The organism is Chryseobacterium shigense, assembly GCF_900156575.1.
Taxonomy (GTDB): Bacteria; Bacteroidota; Bacteroidia; order Flavobacteriales; family Weeksellaceae; genus Chryseobacterium; species Chryseobacterium shigense.
On record NZ_FTNY01000003.1, the window covers coordinates 829,652 to 853,132 of the forward strand.

Sequence of the window (23,481 nt, forward strand, 5' to 3'; positions counted from 1 at the left end):
GGAATAAAAACAACTTAAAAAAATAAAAACAGAATGTCGTTAATAAAATCTATTTCAGGGATCCGAGGGACAATCGGCGGAAAAGTAAATGATAACCTGACTCCTCTGGACGTGGTGAAATTTGCATCCGCATTCGGTACCTGGCTTCAGAATACACAGAATAAAAAGAATTTAACCCTTGTCATAGGAAGAGATGCCAGAATATCAGGCGAAATGGTTTCTTCACTGGTAACAGCTACCCTTCAGGGATTGGGAATTAATGTTGTGGACTTAGGACTTTCTACAACACCAACCGTAGAAATCATGGTTCCCGAACTGAACGCAGACGGAGGAATCATCCTTACCGCTTCACACAATCCAAAACAATGGAACGCACTTAAGCTATTGAATGGCAAAGGAGAGTTCATTAGCGGAGACGATGGGGCAAAAGTACTGGCTCTGGCTGAAAGCGAAGATTTCAACTACGCTGAAGTAGATGATCTTGGAAAATATGAAACAAGAGAAGATGCTTTTGATATTCATATTCAGCAAATTCTTGACCTGCCGATGGTAGATGTTGAAGCGATTAAAGCAAAAAAATTCAAAATTGTTCTTGATGCCGTCAACTCTACAGGAGGAATCGCTATTCCGATGCTGTTGGATAAGCTTGGTTGCGAGACTGTAAAATTATACTGCGAACCGAACGGACAGTTTCCACACAATCCTGAACCTTTGAAAGAACATTTGGGAGACATCTGTGAGCTGGTAAAAAAAGAAAATGCCGACCTTGGGATTGTTGTAGATCCGGACGTGGACAGACTGGCTTTAATTGATGAAAATGGGGAAATGTTCGGAGAAGAATATACGCTGGTTGCGGTTGCAGATTATTTATTAAAGCATAAAAAAGGAGCCGCTATCTCCAATCTTTCTTCAAGCCGTGCTTTGAGGGACGTTGCCAATAGCCACGATTCAGAATACTTTGCAAGTGCTGTAGGAGAGGTGAACGTCGTGAACCTGATGAAAGAAAAAAATGCAGTGATCGGAGGAGAAGGAAACGGAGGAATCATCTATCCTGATCTTCACTACGGAAGAGACTCTTTGGTAGGTGCTGCTTTGTTTTTAACCCATCTGGCCAAAGAAAACAAAACAGTTTCCGAATTAAGAGCCGGATATCCGGGCTACTTTATGGGGAAAAAGAAAATAGAACTCACTCCGGAGATCAATGTCGATGAAATCTTATCCAAAATGGAAAAAGAATACCAGAATGAGCAGGTTTCTACCATTGATGGGGTAAAGATCGACTTTGAAAACAACTGGGTGCACCTTAGAAAATCCAATACAGAACCCATTATCAGAATCTATACAGAGGCTTATACACAGGAAGAAGCCGATAAACTTGGAGATGATATCATCGCTAAAATTAAAAGTTTAATTTAAAATAAAAGAAGAACGGAACAGAAATGCTCCGTTCTTTTTTCTTCTGCAAAAGGGTGATAAAAGAATATGAAGTGCAGGGCAGATCCGGATGGGGAAATCAGATTCTGAAATTATTTTCAAGATATTTCAGGCTGCCGCAGGGGGAAACATATCAGAGGTACTCACCGCTTTCAGAAAAGATACAAAAATTGGCTGGATCGGCAGAAATTCCGTCCGGAAAAAGAATCATTATTACTATTTAACCACAATTTGCGTTATTTATCCACAATCCTTTTATCTGTTTTCTTTTTTTACTATCTTTATTATAGAAATTTATGAAAAACTAATTCAAAAAAAAGTTGCAACTTTGCATAAACATTTGAATGTCAGTTTCAGAAGTTATTATTAATTAATAAAGTTTGCCGAGGTTTGCAAGTACATTCAGACATCGGACCGACAAAGACGACACTATTGGAAGAGTATTTTGGAAATGAACTTGTGAAAAAGTTCGAGGAAATGATGGAAAACAATGATGAATTCTACTTCGATACCGAAGAATTGGAAGATATTATTGTTTATTATTTGGAGCTGGGAGATTTTAACTACGCAGACAATGCTGTTAACTATGGACTTAAGCTTCACCCGAATTCATTAGATATCAAGATCAAAAGACTTGAGATTCTTCTGGAATGGGAAGATTATAATACCGCAAAGGAACTCATCAATGAGCTGAAAGGCGCATCGATGGAGAACACAGACTTTTTAGTCTGCTATGCGAAGTATTATTCGAGCCTGGGAAACCCTAGAAAATCCATTGATATCTGTAAAAAAGCTTTAGAATTGAAAGAAGAAGAGAACTTCCTTCACAACTTTATTGCGGATGAATATGTGAATTTGGGAGATCCCTTTAACGCTCTTAAACACTACAGAAAAGCTCTGAAAGAAGATCCTACGGACGAGTATTCACTTGAAAACTGTATGATCTGCTTCAGCGATCTGAATAAGAGCGAGGAGGCTATTGCCTTTCTTAATGAATATTTAGATGAATTTGCTTACTCCGAAACCGCATGGTTTGAATATGGACAGTTTTATTTCAACAGAAAGAATTTTGAAGAAGCCATCAAAGGGTATGACTATCTTTTGGCCATCAATTCAAATTCTGTAGGAGTTTATGCTAATAAAGCAGCCTGTTACGAAGCTTTAGGACAGTATCAGAAAGCAGTAACGGTCTATGAGGAAATGCTTGAGCTGGAATATACCAAAGCATTTACTTTTTACAAAATAGGATTGTGTTACAAGGCGCAGAAACAGTCTATTATGGCTCTTAATGCGTTTCAGAAATCATTGAGAGAAGACCCTCAGTTTTATCTTGCGATGATGGAGCAGTCTTACCTGTATGAAGAAATGGGAGGGATGAAAGAGGCACTGCATTTTGCGAAAGAAGCCACCCATCTGAATGATGACAATCTTGATTATCAGAAAAGGTTGGCGTTTCTGTTCATCGATTCCGGAAAATTTGAAGAAAGCCTTGGCTGTCTTAAAAAGCTGGTTGATGCAGAGCCTACAAGATTTTACAACTGGTATGCTTACTCTGAAGTTTTAATGCTTCTTGGAGAGTATGAAGAAGCTGTGACGATCCTGGAGAGAGCTCTAAAGGTACACGACAGAGCAGAACTCTACTATCAGCTAAGCAACTGCTATTTTAACCTTAAGAGAGCGGAAAAAGGCGCGGAATCTCTTCAGAAAGCATTGAGTATAGACCCATCGTTGGCGCCGGATATGCAGAAAAAGTATCCTTTCATCAAAGATGAGGTAAAGAAAGTCAAAGCAAAAGTAAAAAAGAAGAATTCTTAAGAAGCCAGAGGAATGAAACTGGAAGAAAGATGTTTCTGAAAATCTGTCTCACCAAACAGCTTAAGATTCTGAAAGATTTAAATTAAAATAATTCAAATAAGTAAATCCTGCAGCAATGCAGGATTTTTATTTTCAATCAACTTGATGTCAACCGTACAAGTGCATTGTTTTGATTAAGCGGATCTTTTATCCATCAGCTTAAGCAAAGGTTATGTCACATCTTACCTTACTTCAATTGTTATGTATGTATGATCAGTCTTTGCGTTAAAATAAATTCATTATATAGCTGAACTTACTTTTTTATAATGCTGGTTTTAGACCTTAAAAAGATTAATCCTCCGATAATGACACCAGCGCCCACAAACTGTAAAACACTTAGTTTTTCACCATCTAAAAAGCCCCAGATAATCGCAACGATCGGCATCAGCAGCGTTACTGTTGAGGCAAAAAGAGGAGTAGACACTTTCAGCAGCCGGTAATTCAATGTCATCGCCAGCCCCGTTCCGAAGACCGATAGCAGGCCCACAAACATCAGTCCCAGCATTTGATCTTCATTGAAACTGAAGGTGGAAAAAAATCCGGTTCCTGTTAAAGCAATCAGAGAAGGTAAAAACAAAACAAAAGAGAAAACAAAAGCGGATAAAATAGTGGAAGAAATTCCCATCAGTTTAGATTTCACCGTTGTCGTGCTTACAGCGTAGCATAAGGTGGCTAATAATAAGAGCAATATCGGAATCAGCTTAAATTTTCCACCTTCTCCATCCCCTCCAAATGCCAGTAAACAGACGCCTGCAAAGCTGATCATTGTTCCTACGATCTGCCTTTTGGTGGTGTCAAATTTCCAGATCAGAGCTCCCACAATGATTACAAAAATGGGCATCATAGAATTGATAATTCCCGCAATACTGCTGCTCACCTCCGTTTCTGCAATCGGGAACAGGAACATGGGAATAAAATTTCCTGTAAATGCAGCCAGAATAAGCCATTTCAGATGTTTTTTAGGAAAGAGTTTATATTTTGAAATGGCAACAGGCATTAATACAATTCCTGCAATCAAAACCCTTAGTGCACCGACCTGATAAGGGCTGAAGTGCTCCAGAGATTTTTTGATCAAAATAAAAGATGACCCCCAGATAAGCGTTAATACAACCAGAAGAATCCATTTTTCTTTATCTGCGTTCATTGTTTTTGTGTAAGATTTTTAAAAATTCTTTTTTAGGAATCATTTTGGCCCCCAGACTTTCCAGGTGTTCGGTATGAGATTGACAGTCAATGAGATCTAAGGCTTCTTTGTTGCTTTCTACAAAATGTATAAAGCCTGCTTTAGATGCGTTACTTACCTTTGCAAACATACTTTCTCCACAGAAAACATGGCCGATCTGAATTCCGTAAAATCCGCCAACCAGTTCTTCATTAAGCCATACTTCAATACTTTTGGCAAGGCCGTATTCGTGAAGTTTGATGAAAGATTCCATCAGCTCGTCTGAAAGCCAGGTTCCCGTTTGTCCTTTTCTGCTGCTTTGCTGGCAGTTTTGGATCACTTCTCTGAAACTTTTGTTTTCGGAAAATGTAAAAACGGATCTGTTGAGTATTTTCCGCATCGATTTTGAAACTTTTAGCTCATCAGGAAACAGAACAAATCTTGGATCAGGGCTCCACCACAGTATTTCCTCTCCCGGATTATACCAAGGGAAAATGCCTAGCTGGTAAGCAAACCAAATACGTTCTATAGATAGATCACCACCGAAAGCAATCAGGCCTTCGTGGCCGTCATAAAGTTCAGGATCGGGGAATGAAATCTCATTTTCGTCTAGTCGGACCATTATTTTGGAAAAAAAATCCCACTTGAGAAAGTAGGATTTATATTTGATCTTGTTTTTTAATTAAAAAGGTAAATCATCGTCATCATCGCCAGCGAAAGGGTTTTCGTTGGAAACCGGAGATGCAGATTGAGCAGGAGACGCCTGAGTTGGCTCAGATCCGTTATCCATTACTTTTTCAATTTTCCATCCTGTGATAGAATTAAAATATTTAGTTTCACCTTGTGGAGAAACCCATTCTCTTCCTCTGATGTTGATTCCCACTTTTACATTTTCACCTTCTTTAAGGTTATCTAATAAACTGATCTTATCAGACAAAAATTCTATGTTTATCGGCTGTGGGTACTGTTCCTGGGTTAAAATAACCATTTCTCTTTTTTGAAAACCGCTTGCAAATGTCTGAGCATCAAAAAGTTTCTTTACCGTTCCTTGTAGTTCCATATTGTAATTATTAACGTTGTAAAAGTAAGAAAATGAAATGTAATAATAGGGTGGACAGAAAAAAAATCTATAAATTTTAATTTTTTTTAATGAAAAGTTTGGAGGTAAAGGAAAATGTCCTATATTTGCACTCACAAAAACGAAGCAAGCTCTTTAAAATAAACAAAAACCAGCGGATGTGGTGTAATTGGTAGCCATGCCAGACTTAGGATCTGGTGCCGTGAGGCGTGGGGGTTCGAGTCCCTTCATCCGCACTATGCGAAAATAGCTCAGCTGGTAGAGCACAACCTTGCCAAGGTTGGGGTCGCGGGTTCGAATCCCGTTTTTCGCTCCACACCTGCCCTGGTGGTGGAACTGGTAGACACGCAGGACTTAAAATCCTGTGTTCGTAAGAACGTGCGGGTTCAAGTCCCGCCCGGGGTACTAAAACCCTCTGTAACTTCGGTTAACAGAGGGTTTTTTGTTTTTAAGACGTACAAGAGGGCGGCAGTGACGCTACCTGTAAATTCAGACCACAATCCTTCTATAAATTCTGTATTTTTATACTCCTCCTGTGCTTTTAACTGAAAGCAGATAGATATGTTGTCATACATTGTATTTTGAGACCCATTTAAAAAGTGTTGTCTTTGGGATTCGGTATTCGCTAATGACCTGCTGTTTCGTTTTTTCACCAGAACGGATAAGCTCTAAAATAAAAGTAATGACTTCTTTGGTATAAATATTTTTTCTGAATTGTGGAAGTTGACAGATCTTATGGGTACGGTCATTATTACGCCTGACGGAAGGCGAAAATAAGATCAGATGCTGACTATATAATCTAAAGAAATCATACTCCAGCAATTTACACCACCTCAATAAAATATCAGTTGGCATATCTTTTTGTAAAAACATATTCTCCACCTCTTTCTCATCACATTTTATGAAATTACAAATACGAGAAGTTTCGATCTCCAACTCTCTCGTTTTCTGCTCAAGTAATGAGCCGATATGAATATTTTTGAAGTTGATATCCATGTTTAATGATTTATTGATGAGTCATCTATAAAAGAAACTTCAGCCTAATAATGATGTAAAATTGTACCCCGATTATTTGGCTGAAGTAGACTTAAGTTTAAACGGATCTTAAGGTTTCCAGAAAGACCATACACTGCCATTATATATGGCTAATTGTCTTGCGGTAGTGTCATAGACCATCATTCCTGCCGCAGGGTTAATTACATTCAAATAAGGGCTGGCTACTTTGGGTAAAATCATCGCCTTGTTACTATCTTCCAACACCAGAATCCCCGCTGTTGAAGTAGGACTTCCGATACTGACTTTGGCTCCTGTTTTCTCTGTTTTTGATGTTTGTATGCTCAGATCAGCAGTGCCCGTAGTATCGACACTTAAGTCGAACCAAACACCGGATTTAAGGTATTTTACCTTATGATCCCCTGTATCGTAAATTAAAGTTCCATTTTGGGAAATCCCACTAGTATCTTCTACATAGGGAAGGACCAACCCTCTATTTTCTGTACTGGCGAACTCCAGAGATACTGAGGTGTTCACTACATTGCCCTTTCCTATGGCCACCTGACCCTTCACGATGACCATACAAAATGCCGTAATAATTAAGATTATTTTATTCATTTTTATAAATTTTAAAATTAAAAGACTTGCCTAAATCAACATAGAAAAGGATTTGTTGTTTCAGACGAATTCATAGATTTAATCAGGGCAGGTTTGTGTATTGATACAAAACCATGCATAGGTAGTTCCATCTGTTGATGTATACATTTTCAGACAATTATTCGTCGTATCATATAGCATCATCCCCTCTACAAAATTGGCAGCAGGAATACCTACCGGATTGCCGGAAGCATCAAAGGCCAGTCTGTTCACTACAAATCCTTTAGTCTTTGACTCAAGGACCATCCACCCTCCTTTACGTACCATAGGCCATTTATCAGGATCTGTTGTTCCTGCCCTGCTTAGAGAGGTTATTCCCAGATTGCTGTCCAATGCAGTTCCGCTTATTACTCCGGGCTTGTAACATGCACAGCTTTTTGTGATTACACTTACAGGTGAGGAGAGGGTGCTTGCATTGGTATCGGTAATCTCTACGTAATAGTAAATTGTTCCTACAACTGCGGTAGCAGGAGGGGTATAGTTTTGAGATGTTGCACCGGCGATTAAAGTTCCTCCAACATTAGTATTTGTCGTGTTGCGATACCATTTGTAGCTTAACGAGCCTGCCCCTGTTGCGGTTGCTGTAATAGCGGAAGGCGTAATATTTTGACAAACCGTTTGCTGATTGGGCGTGATAGAGGATATAATTGGCCCCTGAGGAGTAATACTGGCAGTACATAGAGCCATACTTGAGCCTCCGGACCCGCCTGCCCCATTTATTGTCAATGAAGTAAATGCAGTAGGAGAGGTAATTCTAAAGACGCCACCTCCACCGGTTGTAGGGTTCGCCCCGTTGCCTGATAAAATCGTATTACCGATTATAGTCGAGGTGCAGAAGGAGGTAGACATAATAGATACCGTGCCTCCATTGGAATTGAAAATGAAATTTTCATTAGCAGTAATACCCGTAGCCGTTAATATAACCAACAAATTATTGACGGGTTTATTAAAAGTAAGTGTTTCGGACCATGAACCTACTTGTCCTACAAATAATGAGTTCACACTAGTATTATTTCCTGCACATCCCCCCAAAGGTATTGGATAAGAACCTACATCACCACTTGATGATGAAGTAACTTGCACCCCGTTTATTGTGGTGGTTCCATTAGGAGCAATATTGGCACTGCCACCGGTACAGGTAGTAGGTTCAACCACAGATAATTGGTAATCTTCAACTTCACCATTGGCGGCTGAAGGAAAATCAGCGGCACTGGCTGTGCTTAAGGCTCCATTTCCAATGCTTCGCTCATCAATAAGGGCACCTCCGGATGCCGCGGTGGTAAAATCGTTCAGAGACCGGTCTGAGAGCCTCAGTCTCATATATACCTTAGAAGCTGTGGTTATCGTTGCTGTTTTGGAAGAAGACCATGTAAGGGTCTGTGTTGTCGCTCCTGTTGTGGAAAATGAAACAATGGCATCAGATAATTCACCTACCTCAAAAAGGCCATCATTATTAAAATCAATCCAGCCGTAAAGATATTTTGCAGTAGCTGCAGGATTATTCACAGGAACATTTAAAGTATATGTGACCCCTTTTACTATAGAATTGGCTGAAGGGACTATGGCATTTTCATCGGTGCCATCTCCATTGCTTCCATTATTGTCAGCTCCTGAAACGACACTTAATGGTGAAAGTTCTACATCCCCAATAATATTTCCAAGGGACAGACCGGTAAGGGGAATATGTGCTGCAGGAGCATAGACGCCATCTTTTGTAAAATCATACATCGTAGGGACATCTCCATAATCATAAATAGCAGACGTGATACTTGCCCAGGTAGTTCCTACATTGATACCATCTACCTCCAGAGTGGGGGCTGAAGCTGCTGTGCCTTGAAGAAGGGCTATGGCAGAAAAAGCTCCTGCATCCGTTCCGGTTGCTGCATTATAGGTGGCGTCGGTTGTTGCCGGTTCCGAAGCCAATGGCGGATTTACATAGAGTTTTACAGCGTCGTTCGTAGCTCCAGCTACCACTTCATATTTTATAACCACCAATACATTGGTATTAAAGGGTCTTACGGTTGTTTCATAGCTGGGGATCCCTCCGGTTCCTCTCAGAACTCCAAAACTGAAACCTGTTCCATTCGATCGTATAAATAGCTTGGCTCCTACGGTGGAAACCGGATCTATACTTGTGCCTATCGAATAGAAAAAATCTCCCACACTGTTGGCTGATGACACTTTAACAATGAGTGAGGAGTAGATAGGAGCAGCAGTCGTGGTAAAAGTACGGTAGACGTCCTCTCCGTTATTAGCCAAAGGAACTTTATTTCCCATTGTGTTTCCTATGGAGCCAGGGTAAAGAAGATTACCATTGGAAACAGTTATATCATTTGTTCCATTCCCTGACTGGACAATCCAGTTATTGTCTGTCAGCAATGTGCCCGAGGTATAGTTGAAGCTTTCTTTTAAAAGATTTTGCCCCTTAGTCTGATAGAATGTCAGTAAAACTGTACAGATACAGGATAATACTTGAAGACTATGCTTTATGGAAGTATAAATTTTTAATTTCATTTTATGTCTGTATGAATATTAGCTATTCTAAATTTTTAATCTCACGATTACCGTTTGGCAGATCAATGTTCATGACAAGATTCAGAATAACAGTTAGTTTTAAAATTTCTTAGTGTTTCGGTTAATTCAGTTGGGTATCTTCAGAAACCTTATAACTGATTAATAGGGGAGGTGGACGTAACCTGTATGACCTCAGGAAAATATAAAATATAAATAAAGATGGATAGTCCTTATTATTGGTGATGAGATCGAGGATATTGTAATGGTCAAGAGATTCTAATCTCTTCAGCATGATTTTATTGTGTGTTTTGAATTGACCCGAAGACAATGCTGCTAAAGATAAAAAAGAGCTGAAATGAGGAACAATGAAAAATCTCTTTTGATAAAGCATGATATAATAGGGAATCTGTGAAACAGCAGATGAAGCTTTTTGATCAGATTTACTTACAGGAAATTGACTTAAGAATAGCGTTTTATCAGAAAGCTGTCCTGTGGGAATGGTTTTGAAACTGTAAATTTTATTCTTTCCCTGAAAAGAGGAAGGAATAATAGAAAACTTTTGTTTTATCCTGTCATTTTTTATGTAATTCTGAAAAGGACCTAGATGCTGTATCTGAAAAATAAAACATATCTGTAACAGAAAAATGCAGAACCACTTCCCATTGATATAGAATGATACTATATGTTTTTTTTCCATCACTGACGATTACTTGTGTTAAAGTGGTGCTAAATATATTCGTTTGGTAAAGTGCGAATATAGTTAAATTCTAATAAAATATAGAAATAAGTACTTGTGATGTAGGTGTTTATGGTCTAAATTTTAACTTTTTCAGAAAAAAAAGGGTATAAAAAAAACATTAAAAATGGGTTATTATTATTAAATTAAATAATCTTAATCCCTACCTATTTAAACATGAGTTTTTATAAAATAATAAGGCCAGTTCTTGAATAATTGTCTTTTTTATTCTCCTGTTTAAATAAAATAATAATTTTTGTTTATTATGAATTTTAAAATTTTTTTCTCAAAAAACGAAATTAATAATAAAATTATTTTATTCCCATAATCATCGTTATTTTCTTGCTCCATTGTATGGAATTTTTACCTTTTTGGCAATATATAATGATGAATTCTTACCCCAAAATTTTACAGAGCGACCATTTATTATGCTAAAAACATCTAGAGTCTTTGTCTGCAAGCCGGGCTTTTGGTTTTAAGAAGATTGAAAAGATCTTTATTATTTTATTGAGTTTTTCTGAATGTTTCTTTTTTTTAGTTTTTATTTTAAAACAAAATGTTTTATATTTGTAGTCTCAAAAGGATGTAAACTCTTTTTAATAAAGAATAAAACAACCAGCGGATGTGGTGTAATTGGTAGCCATGCCAGACTTAGGATCTGGTGCCGTGAGGCGTGGGGGTTCGAGTCCCTTCATCCGCACTCAGCAAAAAAACTCTTTGTGAAATCTCACAGAGAGTTTTTTGTTTTTAGACTGATCATCTCTATCCTTTTTAATGATGAAGAATGGTAAATAACGGATTAAGCTAATCAAATACCTTTTCATTTCTCAATACTTACAGTAATATCCTCTATCCTAATCCATATCCTGCGTTAAAAAAAGAATTTGATTTTTTTTGAATGGACCTTAAAAGAGTACCATTTCTTTTGGTTGTCTTACTTATTTTTGGTTTCTCTTTCAAAATAGCCATATTTTATCCATTAAAAAGAGGTCAGAAAAGAAATGGTTTTTCTTTTTAACAGGGGAAAGACTCTTATCTGTATCCAAAATAATAGTAACTTCTGTATCTGTATCCATGATGAAATAGTCCATAATTTTGTTGAAATAAAGCAGAATAGTATGGAAACCTTACCACAATCCCGAGATCAGCTTCTCTATGCTGAAGTTTTTATTTCAGATATGCCAGCCCTGAAAGACATCTTTTTGCGGACCCAGACCCTCAAACAACTGAATCAGAATTTCGGGGTTCCTTTTCTTTTGGTTAAGAAGAAAGGGGAAGTGGTAGCGTTTGCCACTCTGGTGATCAGTGAAAAAGGAGAGATTGCCTTTAAGATCTATGAAGACCGTCTTTCCGATACTGAGAAAAGAAATTTTACCCAGCGCACGGAAAGTTATTTCAGGAAAAGTAATACTGCGAACTTCCGAAATCCGGAGCAGCTTAAAAGCAGTATTTTGCGAATGGTCAGCTGGCTGAATATTGGATAGAAATAATGGAAAGTTGTACATTTACTTAAACCCGATTCCCTATGTCTAAAGACGTTCTGTATCTTAAAATAGCAAAATCTGTCACGGAGCAGATCAAAAGCGATACCCTGCAGTTTGGAGACCGATTGCCTTCCCTTAGAAGTGCCCAGAAACTTTACAATGTCAGTCTGAATACCGTGAAGCAGGCCTATATGGAGCTGGAAAGCCGTTCGCTGGTAGAATCACGTCCGAAATACGGCTATTTTGTGAGCCAGAGTTCCCAAAGAAAGCTGGCGCTGCCGTCTGTGGCGCCTATGAAAGTAGCGGAAAGAGAAAATACAGCAGAGGTTCTTATTGATAAAGTGTTCGGAACCATCGGTGGAACAGATGTTACCCAGTTTGCTTTGGGAATTCCGGGAAAAAGCTTTCTTCCATTAGCCAAGCTAAAGAAATCGATGATCAATGTCATTAACAGAAAGGCTGACAGCGGAACAGATTACGAACCGGTGCAGGGAAATGAATATCTGCGCAGAGAATCGGCCAAGTGGGCTTTGGTACTGGAAGGGAAAATCTCGGAAGATGACCTGGTGATCACCTCCGGAGCGATGAATGCGGTGTACACCTGCCTGATGGCGGTAACGAAGCCGGGAGATTCCGTAGCCGTGGAAAGTCCGGTGTATTTCGGGGTTCTTCAGGCTATTCAGCAGTTGGGACTGAAGGTGGTGGAAATTCCTACCCATCCTATTTACGGAGTAGATCTGGAGGCGCTGAAAAAAGTGATTCCCACGCTTTCAGCATGCTGTTTTGTGACTAATTTCAATAATCCGTTAGGTTTCCAGATGCCTGATGATAACAAAAAAGAACTGGTAAAACTGATCACGGAATATAATGTACCGCTGATCGAAGACGATATCTACGGGAACCTGTATTTTGGAGCAGAAAGACCAAAGCCCTGTAAATTCTATGATGAAGCCGGATTGGTGATGTGGATAGGATCGGTTTCCAAGACCCTTGCGCCGGGTTATCGAGTGGGATGGGTAGCTCCGGGAAAATTTAAAGAGCAGGTCATCCGGCAGAAGCTGGTGCAGACGGTATGCAGCCCGTCCATCTATCCGGATGTCATTGCAGATTTTCTCGAGCACGGACGGTACGACCATCATTTGAGGACATTCAGGAAAAAATTATATGCGAATTATCTTCAGATACAGAAGTCGGTGACGGAATATTTTCCCGATAATACCAAAATATCAGAACCCAAAGGAGGCTTTATGCTGTGGCTGGAACTGGATAAAAAAATCTGTACGGAAGATTTGTTTGATGAAGCGATGAGTCAGAAAATCAATTTTGCGCCGGGGAGGATGTTTTCGCAGTACAATCAGTACCAGAACTGTATGCGTCTGAATTATGCGCTGGAATGGACGGGCAGAGTGGAGAGTGATCTTGAAAAATTAGCCAAAATGGTGAAGAAAAGAATTTAATTTCCGGTACCGGATCATGATCAACCACAAAAGTGACAAAATTTTTTAAACACTTTAGTTATTTTAAGTAAAATGTATTACGGATAAAAAGAGCATATCACTTTAGAAAAAATCAGAGATTTTTTTTTAAAACATGCATTAAAATCTGTACCATCTGAGAAATCTGCGAGAGATAAAAAAATCAACCACAAAAGTCACAAAAGCTTTTAAACACTTTAGTTATTTTAAGTTGAATGTATTGAGGATAAAAAGAACACATAAGATTTAAAAAAAATCGGAGATTTTTATGAATATGATTTAAACCATTAAGGAAAATTAAGGTATTAAGATGATTAAGAGAGCTTCGCTATAAGGATTGCAGCTTAAAAAATCTTTAGATTTTCTCTTAACTCTTTTTACTTCCTTCACTGATCTTAATGTTTCAAAAAAATATATATGTTATCATCTGTGAAAATCTGTGGAAAAAAATATTAACCACAAAAGTCACAAAAGTTTTTAAACACTTTAGTTATTTTAAGTTGAATGTATTGAGCATAAAAAGTGCACATAAGTTTAGAAAAAATCGGAGATTTTTAGAGGAATCATGATTACAAAAATCTGTCAAAATATAAATAATACGATCAATTAAACCCTATAGCGATGAATGAAATGAATAATGAAGTAACCATTATCAACTACGAGCCTCAGTACAAAGAAGCTTTTAAAACATTAAATGAAGAATGGATCAAAACATTCTTTACCATGGAAGCTGGCGACTATAAACTGCTGGACAATCCCGAAGAACATATTATAGATAAAGGAGGGCATATTGTTTTTGCAATTTTGGATCATGAAGCGGTAGGAACCTGTGCACTGGTAAAAATGTCCGATGAGCCGCTTAGATTTGAACTTTCAAAGATGGCGGTAAGCCCTAAAGCACAGGGAAAGAAAATAGGGTATCTGGTAGGACAGGCTTTAGTGGATAAAGCAAGAGAACTGAAAGCAGAAAGTATTTTTCTGGAAACGAATTCTGTGCTGGTTCCTGCGATAAAACTCTACGAAAAGCTGGGGTTCAGACATATGCCAATTTCAGATTCAGCCTATGACCGTTGTGATACCCAAATGCTGCTGACATTCAATGATTAAGCAAAAAAAAGATATTAGAACTCGGACATGAAAATCCTTGTTCTAATATCAAAAAAAATTAAATCTAATGCGTTGGTAGAGCTGTTAGGCATTCATCTCAACAGTTTCTATAAAAAGTGATTAAAACCCACTGCAATTTTGGCTTTAGGCTAAGATAACTTCCATCTTCGAGCTTCAAACTTCCCATCTTCTCCTATTTCTTAATAAAAGTCTTCGTCAGCGACTTTTTGCTTCCGTTCATTTTCATAAAATACATTCCTGCGGGTAGACCCTGAATGCTTATTTTTTCGTTATAAGTTCCGTTGGATGATTTTAGAGAGGTCGTTGAAATTAATGCTCCCTTAGCATCGATGATTTCTGCTTTAATTTCCTTATCATCAGACTGATACTGAATGCTGATGCTTTCTGAAGCCGGGTTTGGATAAAGTCTGAAATCATCCGTTTTTGCTTTAGTATCCTTTACAGCCAAAGCACCGTTAGCACATACCGGAATACGGTTCACCCCATCGATTCCCCATGATGACTGTACCGGAATACACATCCAGTTCAGAACGGTAGGGAAATGATCCGTTTCTCTCGTTGTTGAGGTGTAATCATATATTTTAAATACGTTGGTAGTCCCTGCAGCATAAGCCGGAGATCCGGTTACGGCAAGGTTGTTGGCATTCGGGCTTGAATCGGCCAGCGTGTTTCCTGATGTTCCGTTGCATTTCCAGTCCGCCAGCAACTGGGCATAATAAGGATGCGAAGAAGTAATATCCTGGTTCGCCCAGTTAACGATCACATCATTCGGAAGAGCAGATTTCCAGACTCTGATATCTTTATAGGAGGCAGCAAGATTCTCACCATAGACATTGGTTCCGTCCTGATTGATAGTAAATGGCAGCCCGGAATCTATATTTCCAATGGTATTCATTTTAGCAAAAGTCACCGGAACACCATCTTCGTACAGGGTTACAAGACCGTCTCTGTCAAAACTTACGGCAATATGTTTCCATTTTCCTGTTTCCACTTTTCCACCGGTCAGGTCAATTCTGTTCGTTCCGTCACCGATATTCATTTTGAAATTTTGTCCCGAGCTTCCGGAGATCACAAAACCTTTATTTCTTCCGTTCGCCCAGTTTTTATTACTCATCATCACCGGATCGCTTGAATAGGCTGCATTCGGTTTTACCCAGAATTCAATCGTGAAATCCTGAGTGGCCCCGAAATTAAACGGAGTCTGATTAGCCGGTTTTGCATAGGTACCTGCCGGAAAGCTAAGCTGGTTAAACGTTTTATTGGATTCCAGAATGGTTTTACTGATCTGCTGAGGCGTAAATCCCGGATTGGAATAGATATTAAAGATATTTCGCTCCGAAAGGTTTCCGCCACCGTGAGAGCTTTGAATAGCCCCATGATCTGTTGTTAAGACCACCAACCAGTCTTCATTGCTGTATGTTGGCCTGTTTTTCATAGCATTTACAATCTCTCCGATATAAGTATCCGTAGTCTGAATTGAGGCAACATACTGAGGAACCGTGCCTGCAAATCCGTAAGAATGTCCTGCGTGGTCCACATCGTCAAAATCCACAAAAAGAATATCAGGATTGTCATTCTGCATGGCATTCACGGCTGCATTTTTTACGGCCAGGTCTGATCCAAGATTGCTTTTTACGTCAGCGGTCTTTACAATCTTGTCATTAAGCGGAGCCCAATTAACCAGGGACATCGTTCTTAAGTTGGGATTATAAGTTTCAGCTCTTGTTAAGAAGTCAGGATAGTTCACATAGTTTGGGCTGGTGAAATTGTTGTCCTGAACATTGTGTTTCGTGTGCCATACACCGGTAAGCATGGTGCTCCAGCCGTTTCCGCTCCATGTCGTGGCGGCACACAGACCATCAAGGGAGTAAATGGATTGATTGACAAGGCTTTGGATGTTTGGAATGTTGCTGGACATCATCACATCTGCACGGCATCCGTCGATACCGATAAATAGAACTTTCTTGGTCTGAGCTTCAAAGAAACAGCTCATAAGAACGGCCATTGAGAATAGTTTTGTTTTCATGGGGATAAAGGGTTTTGAAAAAGAAATGTTTACAAATAGTAATTTTATTTTTAACTATTGTAAAATTAATTTACTATTTGTAAACATGTGTAAACTTAAAGTTAAGAAATTGATAACTAAATGTTTAAGGTTTTTAAACACAAACAGCACAAATACCTTCACGAATTTCCACGAATCATAAAGTGGTGTTATTTGTGAAAAATATTAGTGCCATTAGTGTTCACTGGACTGTTTAAATTTGTAATAAAATCAAACATTAAGGCATTAAGAGATTCATAACATTGAGTTTAAAGACTTATTAAGAATATCTCCGATATTTCATTAAGGCTGCTGCTTCATTTTGCCAGCGGCAAATTCTTAATTCTTCTTTTTTTACCCAATCAACTTAACTTCTTAATGTTAAAAAAAGATAAGCTAAGCGACCTGTTTATTCAGATTATATTTTAAAATTAAAAGATGAGGCTGAAAAAAGTAAGTATAATTTGAAAGAAGAGTTAAAGTATATCTTCAGCCTCAGAAATCGTATTAAAAATATAATCAGGATGTGCCTTTTCCAGCTCCGTCCTGCTTTGTGCTCCGGAAAGAACAGCGATCGTCAGTCCGCAGCCTGCATTTTTCCCTTCTTCAATATCGATCACAGAGTCACCTGCTTTTAAAACCTTTTCCGGCTCAGTGATATTGAATTTTTTCATCGCAAGATTGATCATATCAGGGCTCGGGCGGCTTTCTGAAACATCGTCTGCGGTGATCAGCGCATCGAAGTGTATATTTTCCTTCCATTGTAATTTATCCAAAAGCTGATGGGCAATCTCGGAAGTATAACCGGTGTTGAGAACCACTTTTTTATGCTGAGCTTTCATCTTTAAAAGAAAGTTTTCGGTCCCGTTGATAGGCTTCACTTCCAGTTTTTGGTAAGCTTCTTTTAACTGTTCCGAAAAGTTTTGGAAAATAACGGAAGCATCCTTTTCATTGCCCCCGATTTCCTTCAGTAAACTGGTGATGGCTTCCAGCTTTTCCATTCCTGCACAGCTTGAAAGCACGTTTTCTAACGTCACATGGTAGCCGTGATTATTCACAGCCTGCGTTAAAGTTTTGTACACTACATTGTCTTCGTCAATCGTTGTTCCGGCCATATCCAGAACCAGTAATTCTATATTCTTCATTGAAATTTATGCGTAAATTTTATCTATATTAAATTTGGAAAAGCCTCCGCTTCCCGTCATTCCTTTGCCTCCGATCCCTGTTACGATGTAGATATTCGGGGAAGGATTGTGTTCAAAAATATCTTTTGTCTTGCACTGGGAATAGATCCCGAACCATCTCCTCTGAATTTCATAGGTAGGAAGGTCTATAATTTTTTTGGCTTCGTGAATCATGAACTCGTCGATTTCCATATTCAGATCGTAGCCAAGATCATCGGCGTTTTTAGCATCTGCATATTCATGGGAGTCGCCCAGAATGATAGATCCGTCAAGTGCCTGTTTGAATAAAATATGAACCCCATACTTCTTTTCAAAAGATTTCGGATCTTCTGATGCCTTGATTTTTTCAAAAGATGCACATTCACTGAACGATTCATATCTTCTGATGGAAAGTCCTGTAAGAATATTTCCCGGAAGCGAATAAATGCCCTGTGGCTTTGTCTGAAGCATTTGCAGCTTACTCACTTCTAAATCGCTTTCATCAAATACTTTAGGGTATAATGTTTTGAATTCATGGCCTCCGCAGATCATGATTTTCGATGCTGTAAATTCTGTTCCGTCTGCACTTATGGCGACGCAGTTCTGGCCGTTTTCACCCGTTTCAATAATTGTGGTATTGTAGAAAATCTGAAGTCCCAGTTTTTCCTGCAACAGCTTGTGAAGCTTGACGATCATATCAGCAGAGTCTACCGAAAGTTCCTGCGGAAAAAAAAGTCCTCCTTTGCAGTAATCCGAACGGAGGCCATCAAATTTCTTGATGCAGTCGTTTTTAGATAACAGAACGGATTCGTAATCATTATTTCTGTTGATTTCATACAGCTCTTCAATCAGCTGTATTTCCTCATCATTCGAAGCGATATATACGGAACCGTTTTTTCTTATGGTAAGATCTGCCTGGGCGTGAAGTTCGTTATAAATGGCCAGACTTTCTCTTCCGTAGTTCTGCCAAGTAAGATCCATTCCGGAGGGAACTACCTGTCCGAAATTTCTCACCGTTGCGCCCTGAGGAACGGAATTCCTTTCCAGTATAGCGACCTTAAGACCTCTTTTTAGGGCATGATAGGCGTGGAATGTTCCCAGAATTCCTCCTCCCACAACGATTAAATCAAATTTTGCTGTCATTGTTATTTTAATTTATAAAACTTCGACGGATCGAAATTGATGAATTGATTAGAATTTGAATTCGGTTTTGCCTTTTTTTTGAAAGCTAAAAAAGCTGTAACCGAAAGAATAAGAACGGCGGCTGTAATGATATAATTTAAATGAATATAAAAATTAAGCCACGAAGTCTGCGCAGAACCGAAGTTCTTGTACAGCAGGATCAGTACACTTCCGAGGTAACCGAAAGAATCCACGGTATAAATCAGGAACCCTACATTTCCTTTGATGTCAAAAGCGGCGATCATCCGGTCAAAATAAATTCCGTTGAAAGGAATATAGCAGATATACATACCAAAACCTGAGATCACCATCCACAGAAAAGGAGATAATGCAGCATTCTGGAACAGATACGTTGACAATCCTACCGTCAGAATCCCTCCAAAAAGGATATAATGGTAGTAGGCAAATGCTTTTTTATTGTTTTTCACCTTGACCATAAAGCTTAAGATGAGAAGCACCATGATCGCAATCGGAATTTCTGTGAGGGTAAAAATAGAACTGTCAAAACTAAAATGCAGACCATCCCAGATCTCTCGGTTGAAATTATCCCTGAAATCCCTTAAAACGGTTAAGCAGACATACAGGAAAATAATGCATACAATCGGAATGAAAAACCTGCGGATCAGTGCCCTTCTTTCTGTACGGTCCAAAGGTTGTCTTTTGTTTTTAAGCAAAATATCTTCTTCCGTAGGTTTGGGAATTCTCTCTAAAAGAAGAGCGAAAATAATCAGGGGAATAATGAAAACCAATCCGGTGCAGAACGGCATCCAGAATTCCGAAACAGGAAAAGTATCCATGATAGACTTCCCGACCGATTTTGTAAATCCTGAAGAAACCACAAAGCTTGTACACAGGAAAAGTCCGATGATTTCTGTCGTTTTCCGGCCTTCAATATAAGAGAATACAATTCCCCAGATCATTCCCAACGGAATCCCATTGATCAACATAAAGAAGATATTGTAAGGAGCGGGAACAGCTGCGAATCCAAGTAAGGCAAGCTCTGCCACTCCAATGAAAGCCAGTAAATAGACGATTCTTTTTTCAGGTTTCAGCTCTGAAATAAATTTGATCCCGATAAATTTCGAAATGAAATACCCCACCGCCTGTGCAATGATGATCAGGATTTTATAATCAACCCCGAAATAGGCGAGTCCTTCAAAAGAAGCTACCGTAAAGGGTTTCCTGAAACCGTACATGCAGAAGTAAACACCGAAAGCAGCCAGGGCAGCCTTCAGTGTTACTAATGTTTTTTTATGGATACTTTGTGCCATTGATGATGGTTTAGAAGTTCAGTTTTATTCCAAGGTTACATCGTACGCCGTAATATTCTACCTGTTCAGGACGGTCTTCATTCTTTCCGAAATGATAGATCAAAGGTTTGTTCAGGATGTTGTTCACATCGGCATACAGCATCAGGTGTTTTGTGAATTGGTAGGATCCTCCGAAATCTAAGCTGCTGTATTTCCCGTAATACGAATCATTGATGTCGTCTTCAGCATATTCTACGGCGTATTTTCCTTTGTAATTATAAGCCAGTCTTGCATTGAATCCTTTTTTCTCAAAGAAAACCTGTACGTTATACAATTGCTTGGCCTGATAAGGAAGCGCTACCTTTCTTCCGCTTGGTTTTTCCATTTCCGAAGTCATGAACGTGGCGTTCAGCTGTGTTCCGAAATACTGAAGAAAGCCTGGTAAAAAGTCGAATCTTCTGTTGATTCCAAGCTCAACACCACCCAACCATGCTGCATTACCGTTATTTGGTGCTGTAAACTGTACACCCGTCATTCCATTATAGTTTCCGATGAAAGAATCCTGGAAAATTGGGTCCGTGATCGATTTATAGAAAACACCTCCGCTTACGATCCCGACATTGGAGAAATAATATTCTCCCATCAGGTCAAAATTCAGTGAATACGTTGGATTAAGGTTTGGGTTTCCACCTTTGAATTCATTGTCTGCTTCGCTGTACGTTCCGCCCGGTGTAATATCCCCGAAGTTCGGTCTTGAAAACGTTCTGGTTGCTGCAAAACGAAGGTTGGTTTTATCGTTCAAAGCATATTTGATGTGGAGCATTGGAAGAACGGCCAGGTATTTTTTGGTATGCTCAACGGGTGTCAGAACATCCTCAACGACATTATATCCTTTTACTCTTGTATTGGTATTGGATAATCTGATTCCTCCTAAAATCGTGATCTTGTCGCTCAGTTTATACGTTCCCATTCCGTAAGCATCAGCATGTTTCTCAAAAACATCGAAGTTTCTTCCCAATGCTTTATTGTATTCTAAAGCTTCAGAATCGGTAGGGTTGATCTTCAGATTTCCCTGGTTCTGGATCCAGAACTGATCCATACCTGTGGTAGAAAGCACCGGCCCGAAAGTGTTCCCGATATGGGTATTCATTTCACTTAAATATTTTGGTCCGTTCGCCTGTGTGGTGATGTAGGGAGCATAATCAGACAGAAGAGGAGCTGTTCCACCGTTCCAGTTATAGAAAATATCGGAGAATCTGGCGTTTCTTTCTTTGTCTCTGTATTTGAATCCGTATTTTAAAGTCAGCTTATCTGATGCATTGATCTCATGATTGAAGGCTGCTACGATTTTATCTTTTTCCTCAACAAAAACTTTGTAGAATTCAAGGTCTGTAAATCTCATCTGCGAAGCATCCATTTTAAAGCCCGGATCACTGTAGAACCCAAATAAAGCATCTGGATTTTTATAGTCTAATTTTCCGCCATCTGCTTTCCAGTAGGCTCTAGGCCCGCTTCCATGGTTGGAAATATAATCAGGATTAATACCTACTCCGGATTGAGTGTATTTAATCACATAATAGGAATTGTTTTGCTTGTCAGGAATGTTCCCGTACTTAAAACGGTTGTCATAATAGGATAGATCCCAGTCGATTTTTCCTTTATTTAAAGTATGAACTCCACCTAAAGATATAGAAGTAAGTTCGGTGATCAGTAAGTTGTGGATATTCTGAAGTTCCACTCTTGCCGTATTATTCGCAGAACTGAATTTATCAAATCTGATTCTGTGTTTGTAATGCGTTTCATCATCCGAAAGTGTTCCGTACATTCCTTTTACATAGAATGTGTTTTTTGGAGAAAGAACATATTCAAAAGCGGCATTCACACCCGTTGTTTTTCTGACCCCGTTGTAGTCACGGAGCTCCATTCGGAAAACACCTTCGTCACCACTTCTTCTTGCTTCAAAATTATCTGTAGACCAGTTTCTGATGAAGTGCGCCAAATTGAAAAGATATCCGAATTTTTTATCTTTCGTCCGGCCTCCGTAAAGAAGTCCAAGGTTGTAAACCCCTTTATCAGCTTTAGCATTGTAACCGCTTCCAATGGTCGCTTTGAACTCTGTTTTCATGGGTGGCGTTTTCGTAATAAAGTTGACTCCACCTCCGATTCCGTCAGCCTCCATATCAGGGGTAAACGACTTATTCACATGAACATAGGAGATAAGCTCGGTAGGGAAGAAGTCAAATGCGGTTGCTCTGGAAGTGGTTTCTTCCTCTGCAGTAGGCAACCTGTTACCGTTGATGGTTGTTGAGGCCCAAAATGGAGGAAGTCCTCTTAAAGAAACAAATCTTCCTTCGCCCTGGTCTCTTTCGATGGAAACGCCCTGAACACGCTGAACGGTTTCTGCCGCATTTCTGTCCGGAAGTTTTCCAATTCCGTCTGATGCGATGACATTGGTAATATTCACCGAGTTTTTCTGAAAGTTTAAAGCTCTAGCTTCCGTATTCTTCAAAGTTCCGGTTACCACAACTTCGTCAATGTTCTTTCTCTGTTGGGATAATTTGACAGCACCTAAATCTACCGTTTCTCCGGATTTCACATCTACATTGATGTCTGCTGTTTCGTAACCGATATAGCTTATCTGTAAATTATACTGCCCTTCTTTGATATCATTCACCGTGAATTTTCCATCAATATCTGTAGCGGTATTTTTTGATAAACCTTTTATTTTGACTGACGCGCCGGGAAGGGGTTGGCTGTCGTCAAAAACAGTTCCTATAATTAACTGCTTCTGCGCTGACACAAAAAAGATCAAACAGACAAAAGCAAGGGTCAATAATTTCTCTAATTGGGTCCTCATTTTTACATATATTAAATTTTCACTGCAAATCAAGCTAATAATTTTAATATATATAAATATTTTGTATTAAGTATTATTTAACAAATCAGGGCAATTTGTTACTTATATTTTACTGTATTTACCTTTTGGGAAATGAAAAATAAAGTGATACTTAGTCCTCAAATATCTTTATTACAGAGCGTTTTAGTTTAATTGATGAAATGTTTCCTGAATGAGAATTTTAGACAGAGATAGTCTTGTGGGTTAACATAACGTTAATTTTAGAGGTAAACAGAAAATTATAAATTTTACTATTTGTAAACTTTTTGTCCTAATAAATAAGAAAGCTTATCTAAAATGTGAACCTAAAAACGGAACATTTCTACGTGCTAACCGTGTCAAGGTTCAAAACCTTGACATTCTATGTTAATTGCCAACTTTTAAAAGTTAAAATATTTATATTTTATTAATAATTGTGTTGATATTGTATT

General features: G+C 38.8%; 18 protein-coding genes and 4 tRNA genes. 10 read left to right on the forward strand and 12 right to left on the reverse strand.

Annotated elements, in window-relative coordinates; translation table 11 throughout:
• Positions 1-33 precede the first annotated feature (33 nt).
• The 3 genes from glmM (at position 34) to BW964_RS13330 (ending at position 3,249) form a co-directional block, all read left to right on the forward strand.
• Positions 34-1,416, forward strand: coding sequence for a phosphoglucosamine mutase (gene glmM, locus BW964_RS13320; protein ID WP_076507836.1), 1,383 nt, complete (start codon positions 34-36; stop codon positions 1,414-1,416).
• 23 nt (positions 1,417-1,439) lie between these two features.
• Entirely contained in the window at positions 1,440-1,658 is a 219-nt protein-coding gene (locus tag BW964_RS13325; protein WP_076507838.1) for a hypothetical protein, read from the forward strand.
• A gap of 208 nt (positions 1,659-1,866) precedes the next feature.
• Positions 1,867-3,249, forward strand: coding sequence for a tetratricopeptide repeat protein (locus tag BW964_RS13330; RefSeq protein WP_076507954.1), 1,383 nt, complete (start codon positions 1,867-1,869; stop codon positions 3,247-3,249).
• 292 nt (positions 3,250-3,541) lie between these two features.
• Here BW964_RS13330 and BW964_RS13335 read toward each other — a convergent pair whose 3' ends face one another.
• Genes BW964_RS13335 through BW964_RS13345 form a run of 3 tightly spaced genes read right to left on the reverse strand, consistent with a single transcriptional unit; the run spans position 3,542 to position 5,510 of the window.
• Positions 3,542-4,432, reverse strand: a complete 891-nt coding sequence (locus BW964_RS13335; protein ID WP_076507840.1) for a DMT family transporter — start codon at positions 4,430-4,432, stop codon at positions 3,542-3,544.
• Positions 4,419-5,072 carry a leucyl/phenylalanyl-tRNA--protein transferase gene (gene aat / locus BW964_RS13340; protein ID WP_076507842.1) on the reverse strand — a complete coding sequence of 218 codons (654 nt, stop codon included), beginning with the start codon at positions 5,070-5,072 and terminating at the stop codon, positions 4,419-4,421. The genes BW964_RS13335 and aat overlap by 14 nt, the downstream gene beginning before the upstream one ends.
• A 60-nt stretch (positions 5,073-5,132) precedes the next feature.
• Positions 5,133-5,510 (reverse strand): DUF3127 domain-containing protein, encoded by a 378-nt coding sequence (locus BW964_RS13345; RefSeq protein ID WP_076507844.1) that lies wholly within the window; start codon positions 5,508-5,510, stop codon positions 5,133-5,135.
• Between the two features lie 172 nt (positions 5,511-5,682).
• On the opposite strand from BW964_RS13345, the gene BW964_RS13350 reads away from it, so the two are divergent.
• The 3 genes from BW964_RS13350 to BW964_RS13360 all read left to right on the forward strand — a co-directional run bounded on the left by BW964_RS13350 (position 5,683) and on the right by BW964_RS13360 (position 5,933).
• Positions 5,683-5,764 (forward strand) — tRNA-Leu (locus tag BW964_RS13350).
• Positions 5,765-5,768: 4 nt separating this feature from the next.
• Positions 5,769-5,844, forward strand: a tRNA-Gly gene (locus BW964_RS13355).
• Between the two features lie 5 nt (positions 5,845-5,849).
• Positions 5,850-5,933: transfer RNA gene (locus BW964_RS13360), tRNA-Leu, on the forward strand.
• A 162-nt stretch (positions 5,934-6,095) separates the two neighbouring features.
• Here BW964_RS13360 and BW964_RS13370 read toward each other — a convergent pair.
• The 4 genes from BW964_RS13370 to BW964_RS13385 form a co-directional block, all read right to left on the reverse strand.
• Positions 6,096-6,524 carry a transposase gene (locus BW964_RS13370; RefSeq protein ID WP_084175846.1) on the reverse strand — a complete coding sequence of 143 codons (429 nt, stop codon included), beginning with the start codon at positions 6,522-6,524 and terminating at the stop codon, positions 6,096-6,098.
• A 108-nt stretch (positions 6,525-6,632) separates the two neighbouring features.
• Entirely contained in the window at positions 6,633-7,139 is a 507-nt protein-coding gene (locus BW964_RS13375; RefSeq protein WP_076507848.1) for a hypothetical protein, read from the reverse strand.
• A 78-nt stretch (positions 7,140-7,217) separates the two neighbouring features.
• Entirely contained in the window at positions 7,218-9,692 is a 2,475-nt protein-coding gene (locus tag BW964_RS13380) for a GEVED domain-containing protein (protein ID WP_076507849.1), read from the reverse strand.
• Between the two features lie 121 nt (positions 9,693-9,813).
• The gene (locus BW964_RS13385) at positions 9,814-10,389 is read right to left on the reverse strand and encodes a hypothetical protein (protein ID WP_076507851.1); all 576 of its coding nucleotides are present in this window, start codon (positions 10,387-10,389) and stop codon (positions 9,814-9,816) included.
• Between the two features lie 657 nt (positions 10,390-11,046).
• Here BW964_RS13385 and BW964_RS13390 point away from each other — a divergent pair.
• The 4 genes from BW964_RS13390 to BW964_RS13405 all read left to right on the forward strand — a co-directional run bounded on the left by BW964_RS13390 (position 11,047) and on the right by BW964_RS13405 (position 14,494).
• Positions 11,047-11,128 (forward strand) — tRNA-Leu (locus tag BW964_RS13390).
• Between the two features lie 418 nt (positions 11,129-11,546).
• A complete protein-coding gene (locus tag BW964_RS13395) occupies positions 11,547-11,912 on the forward strand; it encodes a hypothetical protein (protein WP_076507852.1) in 366 nt (121 codons plus the stop codon).
• A gap of 41 nt (positions 11,913-11,953) precedes the next feature.
• Positions 11,954-13,369, forward strand: coding sequence for an aminotransferase-like domain-containing protein (locus tag BW964_RS13400; protein WP_076507854.1), 1,416 nt, complete (start codon positions 11,954-11,956; stop codon positions 13,367-13,369).
• 639 nt (positions 13,370-14,008) lie between these two features.
• Positions 14,009-14,494, forward strand: a complete 486-nt coding sequence (locus BW964_RS13405; RefSeq protein WP_076507855.1) for a GNAT family N-acetyltransferase — start codon at positions 14,009-14,011, stop codon at positions 14,492-14,494.
• Positions 14,495-14,687: 193 nt separating this feature from the next.
• Here the strand turns inward: BW964_RS13405 and BW964_RS13410 are convergent, their stop codons facing one another.
• The 5 genes from BW964_RS13410 to BW964_RS13435 all read right to left on the reverse strand — a co-directional run bounded on the left by BW964_RS13410 (position 14,688) and on the right by BW964_RS13435 (position 23,011).
• On the reverse strand, positions 14,688-16,541 hold the full coding sequence (locus BW964_RS13410; protein ID WP_076507857.1) for a LamG-like jellyroll fold domain-containing protein: 1,854 nt from the start codon (positions 16,539-16,541) through the stop codon (positions 14,688-14,690).
• A 494-nt stretch (positions 16,542-17,035) separates the two neighbouring features.
• Positions 17,036-17,704 (reverse strand): HAD-IA family hydrolase, encoded by a 669-nt coding sequence (locus BW964_RS13420; protein WP_076507861.1) that lies wholly within the window; start codon positions 17,702-17,704, stop codon positions 17,036-17,038.
• 6 nt (positions 17,705-17,710) lie between these two features.
• Positions 17,711-18,865 (reverse strand): TIGR03364 family FAD-dependent oxidoreductase, encoded by a 1,155-nt coding sequence (locus BW964_RS13425; RefSeq protein WP_047455940.1) that lies wholly within the window; start codon positions 18,863-18,865, stop codon positions 17,711-17,713.
• A gap of 2 nt (positions 18,866-18,867) precedes the next feature.
• On the reverse strand, positions 18,868-20,175 hold the full coding sequence (locus tag BW964_RS13430; RefSeq protein WP_076507863.1) for a DUF5690 family protein: 1,308 nt from the start codon (positions 20,173-20,175) through the stop codon (positions 18,868-18,870).
• Between the two features lie 10 nt (positions 20,176-20,185).
• A complete protein-coding gene (locus BW964_RS13435) occupies positions 20,186-23,011 on the reverse strand; it encodes a TonB-dependent receptor (protein WP_076507865.1) in 2,826 nt (941 codons plus the stop codon).
• Positions 23,012-23,481: the final 470 nt, after the last annotated feature.

What these genes read in the sequence shown, in the direction of transcription:
- glmM (WP_076507836.1), top strand. Translation starts at nt 34, where the DNA reads ATGTCGTTAATAAAATCTATTTCAGGGATCCGAGGGACAATCGGCGGA.
- BW964_RS13325 (WP_076507838.1), top strand. Translation starts at nt 1,440, where the DNA reads ATGCTCCGTTCTTTTTTCTTCTGCAAAAGGGTGATAAAAGAATATGAA.
- BW964_RS13335 (WP_076507840.1), bottom strand. Translation starts at nt 4,432, where the DNA reads ATGAACGCAGATAAAGAAAAATGGATTCTTCTGGTTGTATTAACGCTT.
- aat (WP_076507842.1), bottom strand. Translation starts at nt 5,072, where the DNA reads ATGGTCCGACTAGACGAAAATGAGATTTCATTCCCCGATCCTGAACTT.
- BW964_RS13345 (WP_076507844.1), bottom strand. Translation starts at nt 5,510, where the DNA reads ATGGAACTACAAGGAACGGTAAAGAAACTTTTTGATGCTCAGACATTT.
- BW964_RS13370 (WP_084175846.1), bottom strand. Translation starts at nt 6,524, where the DNA reads ATGGATATCAACTTCAAAAATATTCATATCGGCTCATTACTTGAGCAG.
- BW964_RS13375 (WP_076507848.1), bottom strand. Translation starts at nt 7,139, where the DNA reads ATGAATAAAATAATCTTAATTATTACGGCATTTTGTATGGTCATCGTG.
- BW964_RS13380 (WP_076507849.1), bottom strand. Translation starts at nt 9,692, where the DNA reads ATGAAATTAAAAATTTATACTTCCATAAAGCATAGTCTTCAAGTATTA.
- BW964_RS13385 (WP_076507851.1), bottom strand. Translation starts at nt 10,389, where the DNA reads ATGGAAAAAAAACATATAGTATCATTCTATATCAATGGGAAGTGGTTC.
- BW964_RS13395 (WP_076507852.1), top strand. Translation starts at nt 11,547, where the DNA reads ATGGAAACCTTACCACAATCCCGAGATCAGCTTCTCTATGCTGAAGTT.
- BW964_RS13400 (WP_076507854.1), top strand. Translation starts at nt 11,954, where the DNA reads ATGTCTAAAGACGTTCTGTATCTTAAAATAGCAAAATCTGTCACGGAG.
- BW964_RS13405 (WP_076507855.1), top strand. Translation starts at nt 14,009, where the DNA reads ATGAATGAAATGAATAATGAAGTAACCATTATCAACTACGAGCCTCAG.
- BW964_RS13410 (WP_076507857.1), bottom strand. Translation starts at nt 16,541, where the DNA reads ATGAAAACAAAACTATTCTCAATGGCCGTTCTTATGAGCTGTTTCTTT.
- BW964_RS13420 (WP_076507861.1), bottom strand. Translation starts at nt 17,704, where the DNA reads ATGAAGAATATAGAATTACTGGTTCTGGATATGGCCGGAACAACGATT.
- BW964_RS13425 (WP_047455940.1), bottom strand. Translation starts at nt 18,865, where the DNA reads ATGACAGCAAAATTTGATTTAATCGTTGTGGGAGGAGGAATTCTGGGA.
- BW964_RS13430 (WP_076507863.1), bottom strand. Translation starts at nt 20,175, where the DNA reads ATGGCACAAAGTATCCATAAAAAAACATTAGTAACACTGAAGGCTGCC.
- BW964_RS13435 (WP_076507865.1), bottom strand. Translation starts at nt 23,011, where the DNA reads ATGAGGACCCAATTAGAGAAATTATTGACCCTTGCTTTTGTCTGTTTG.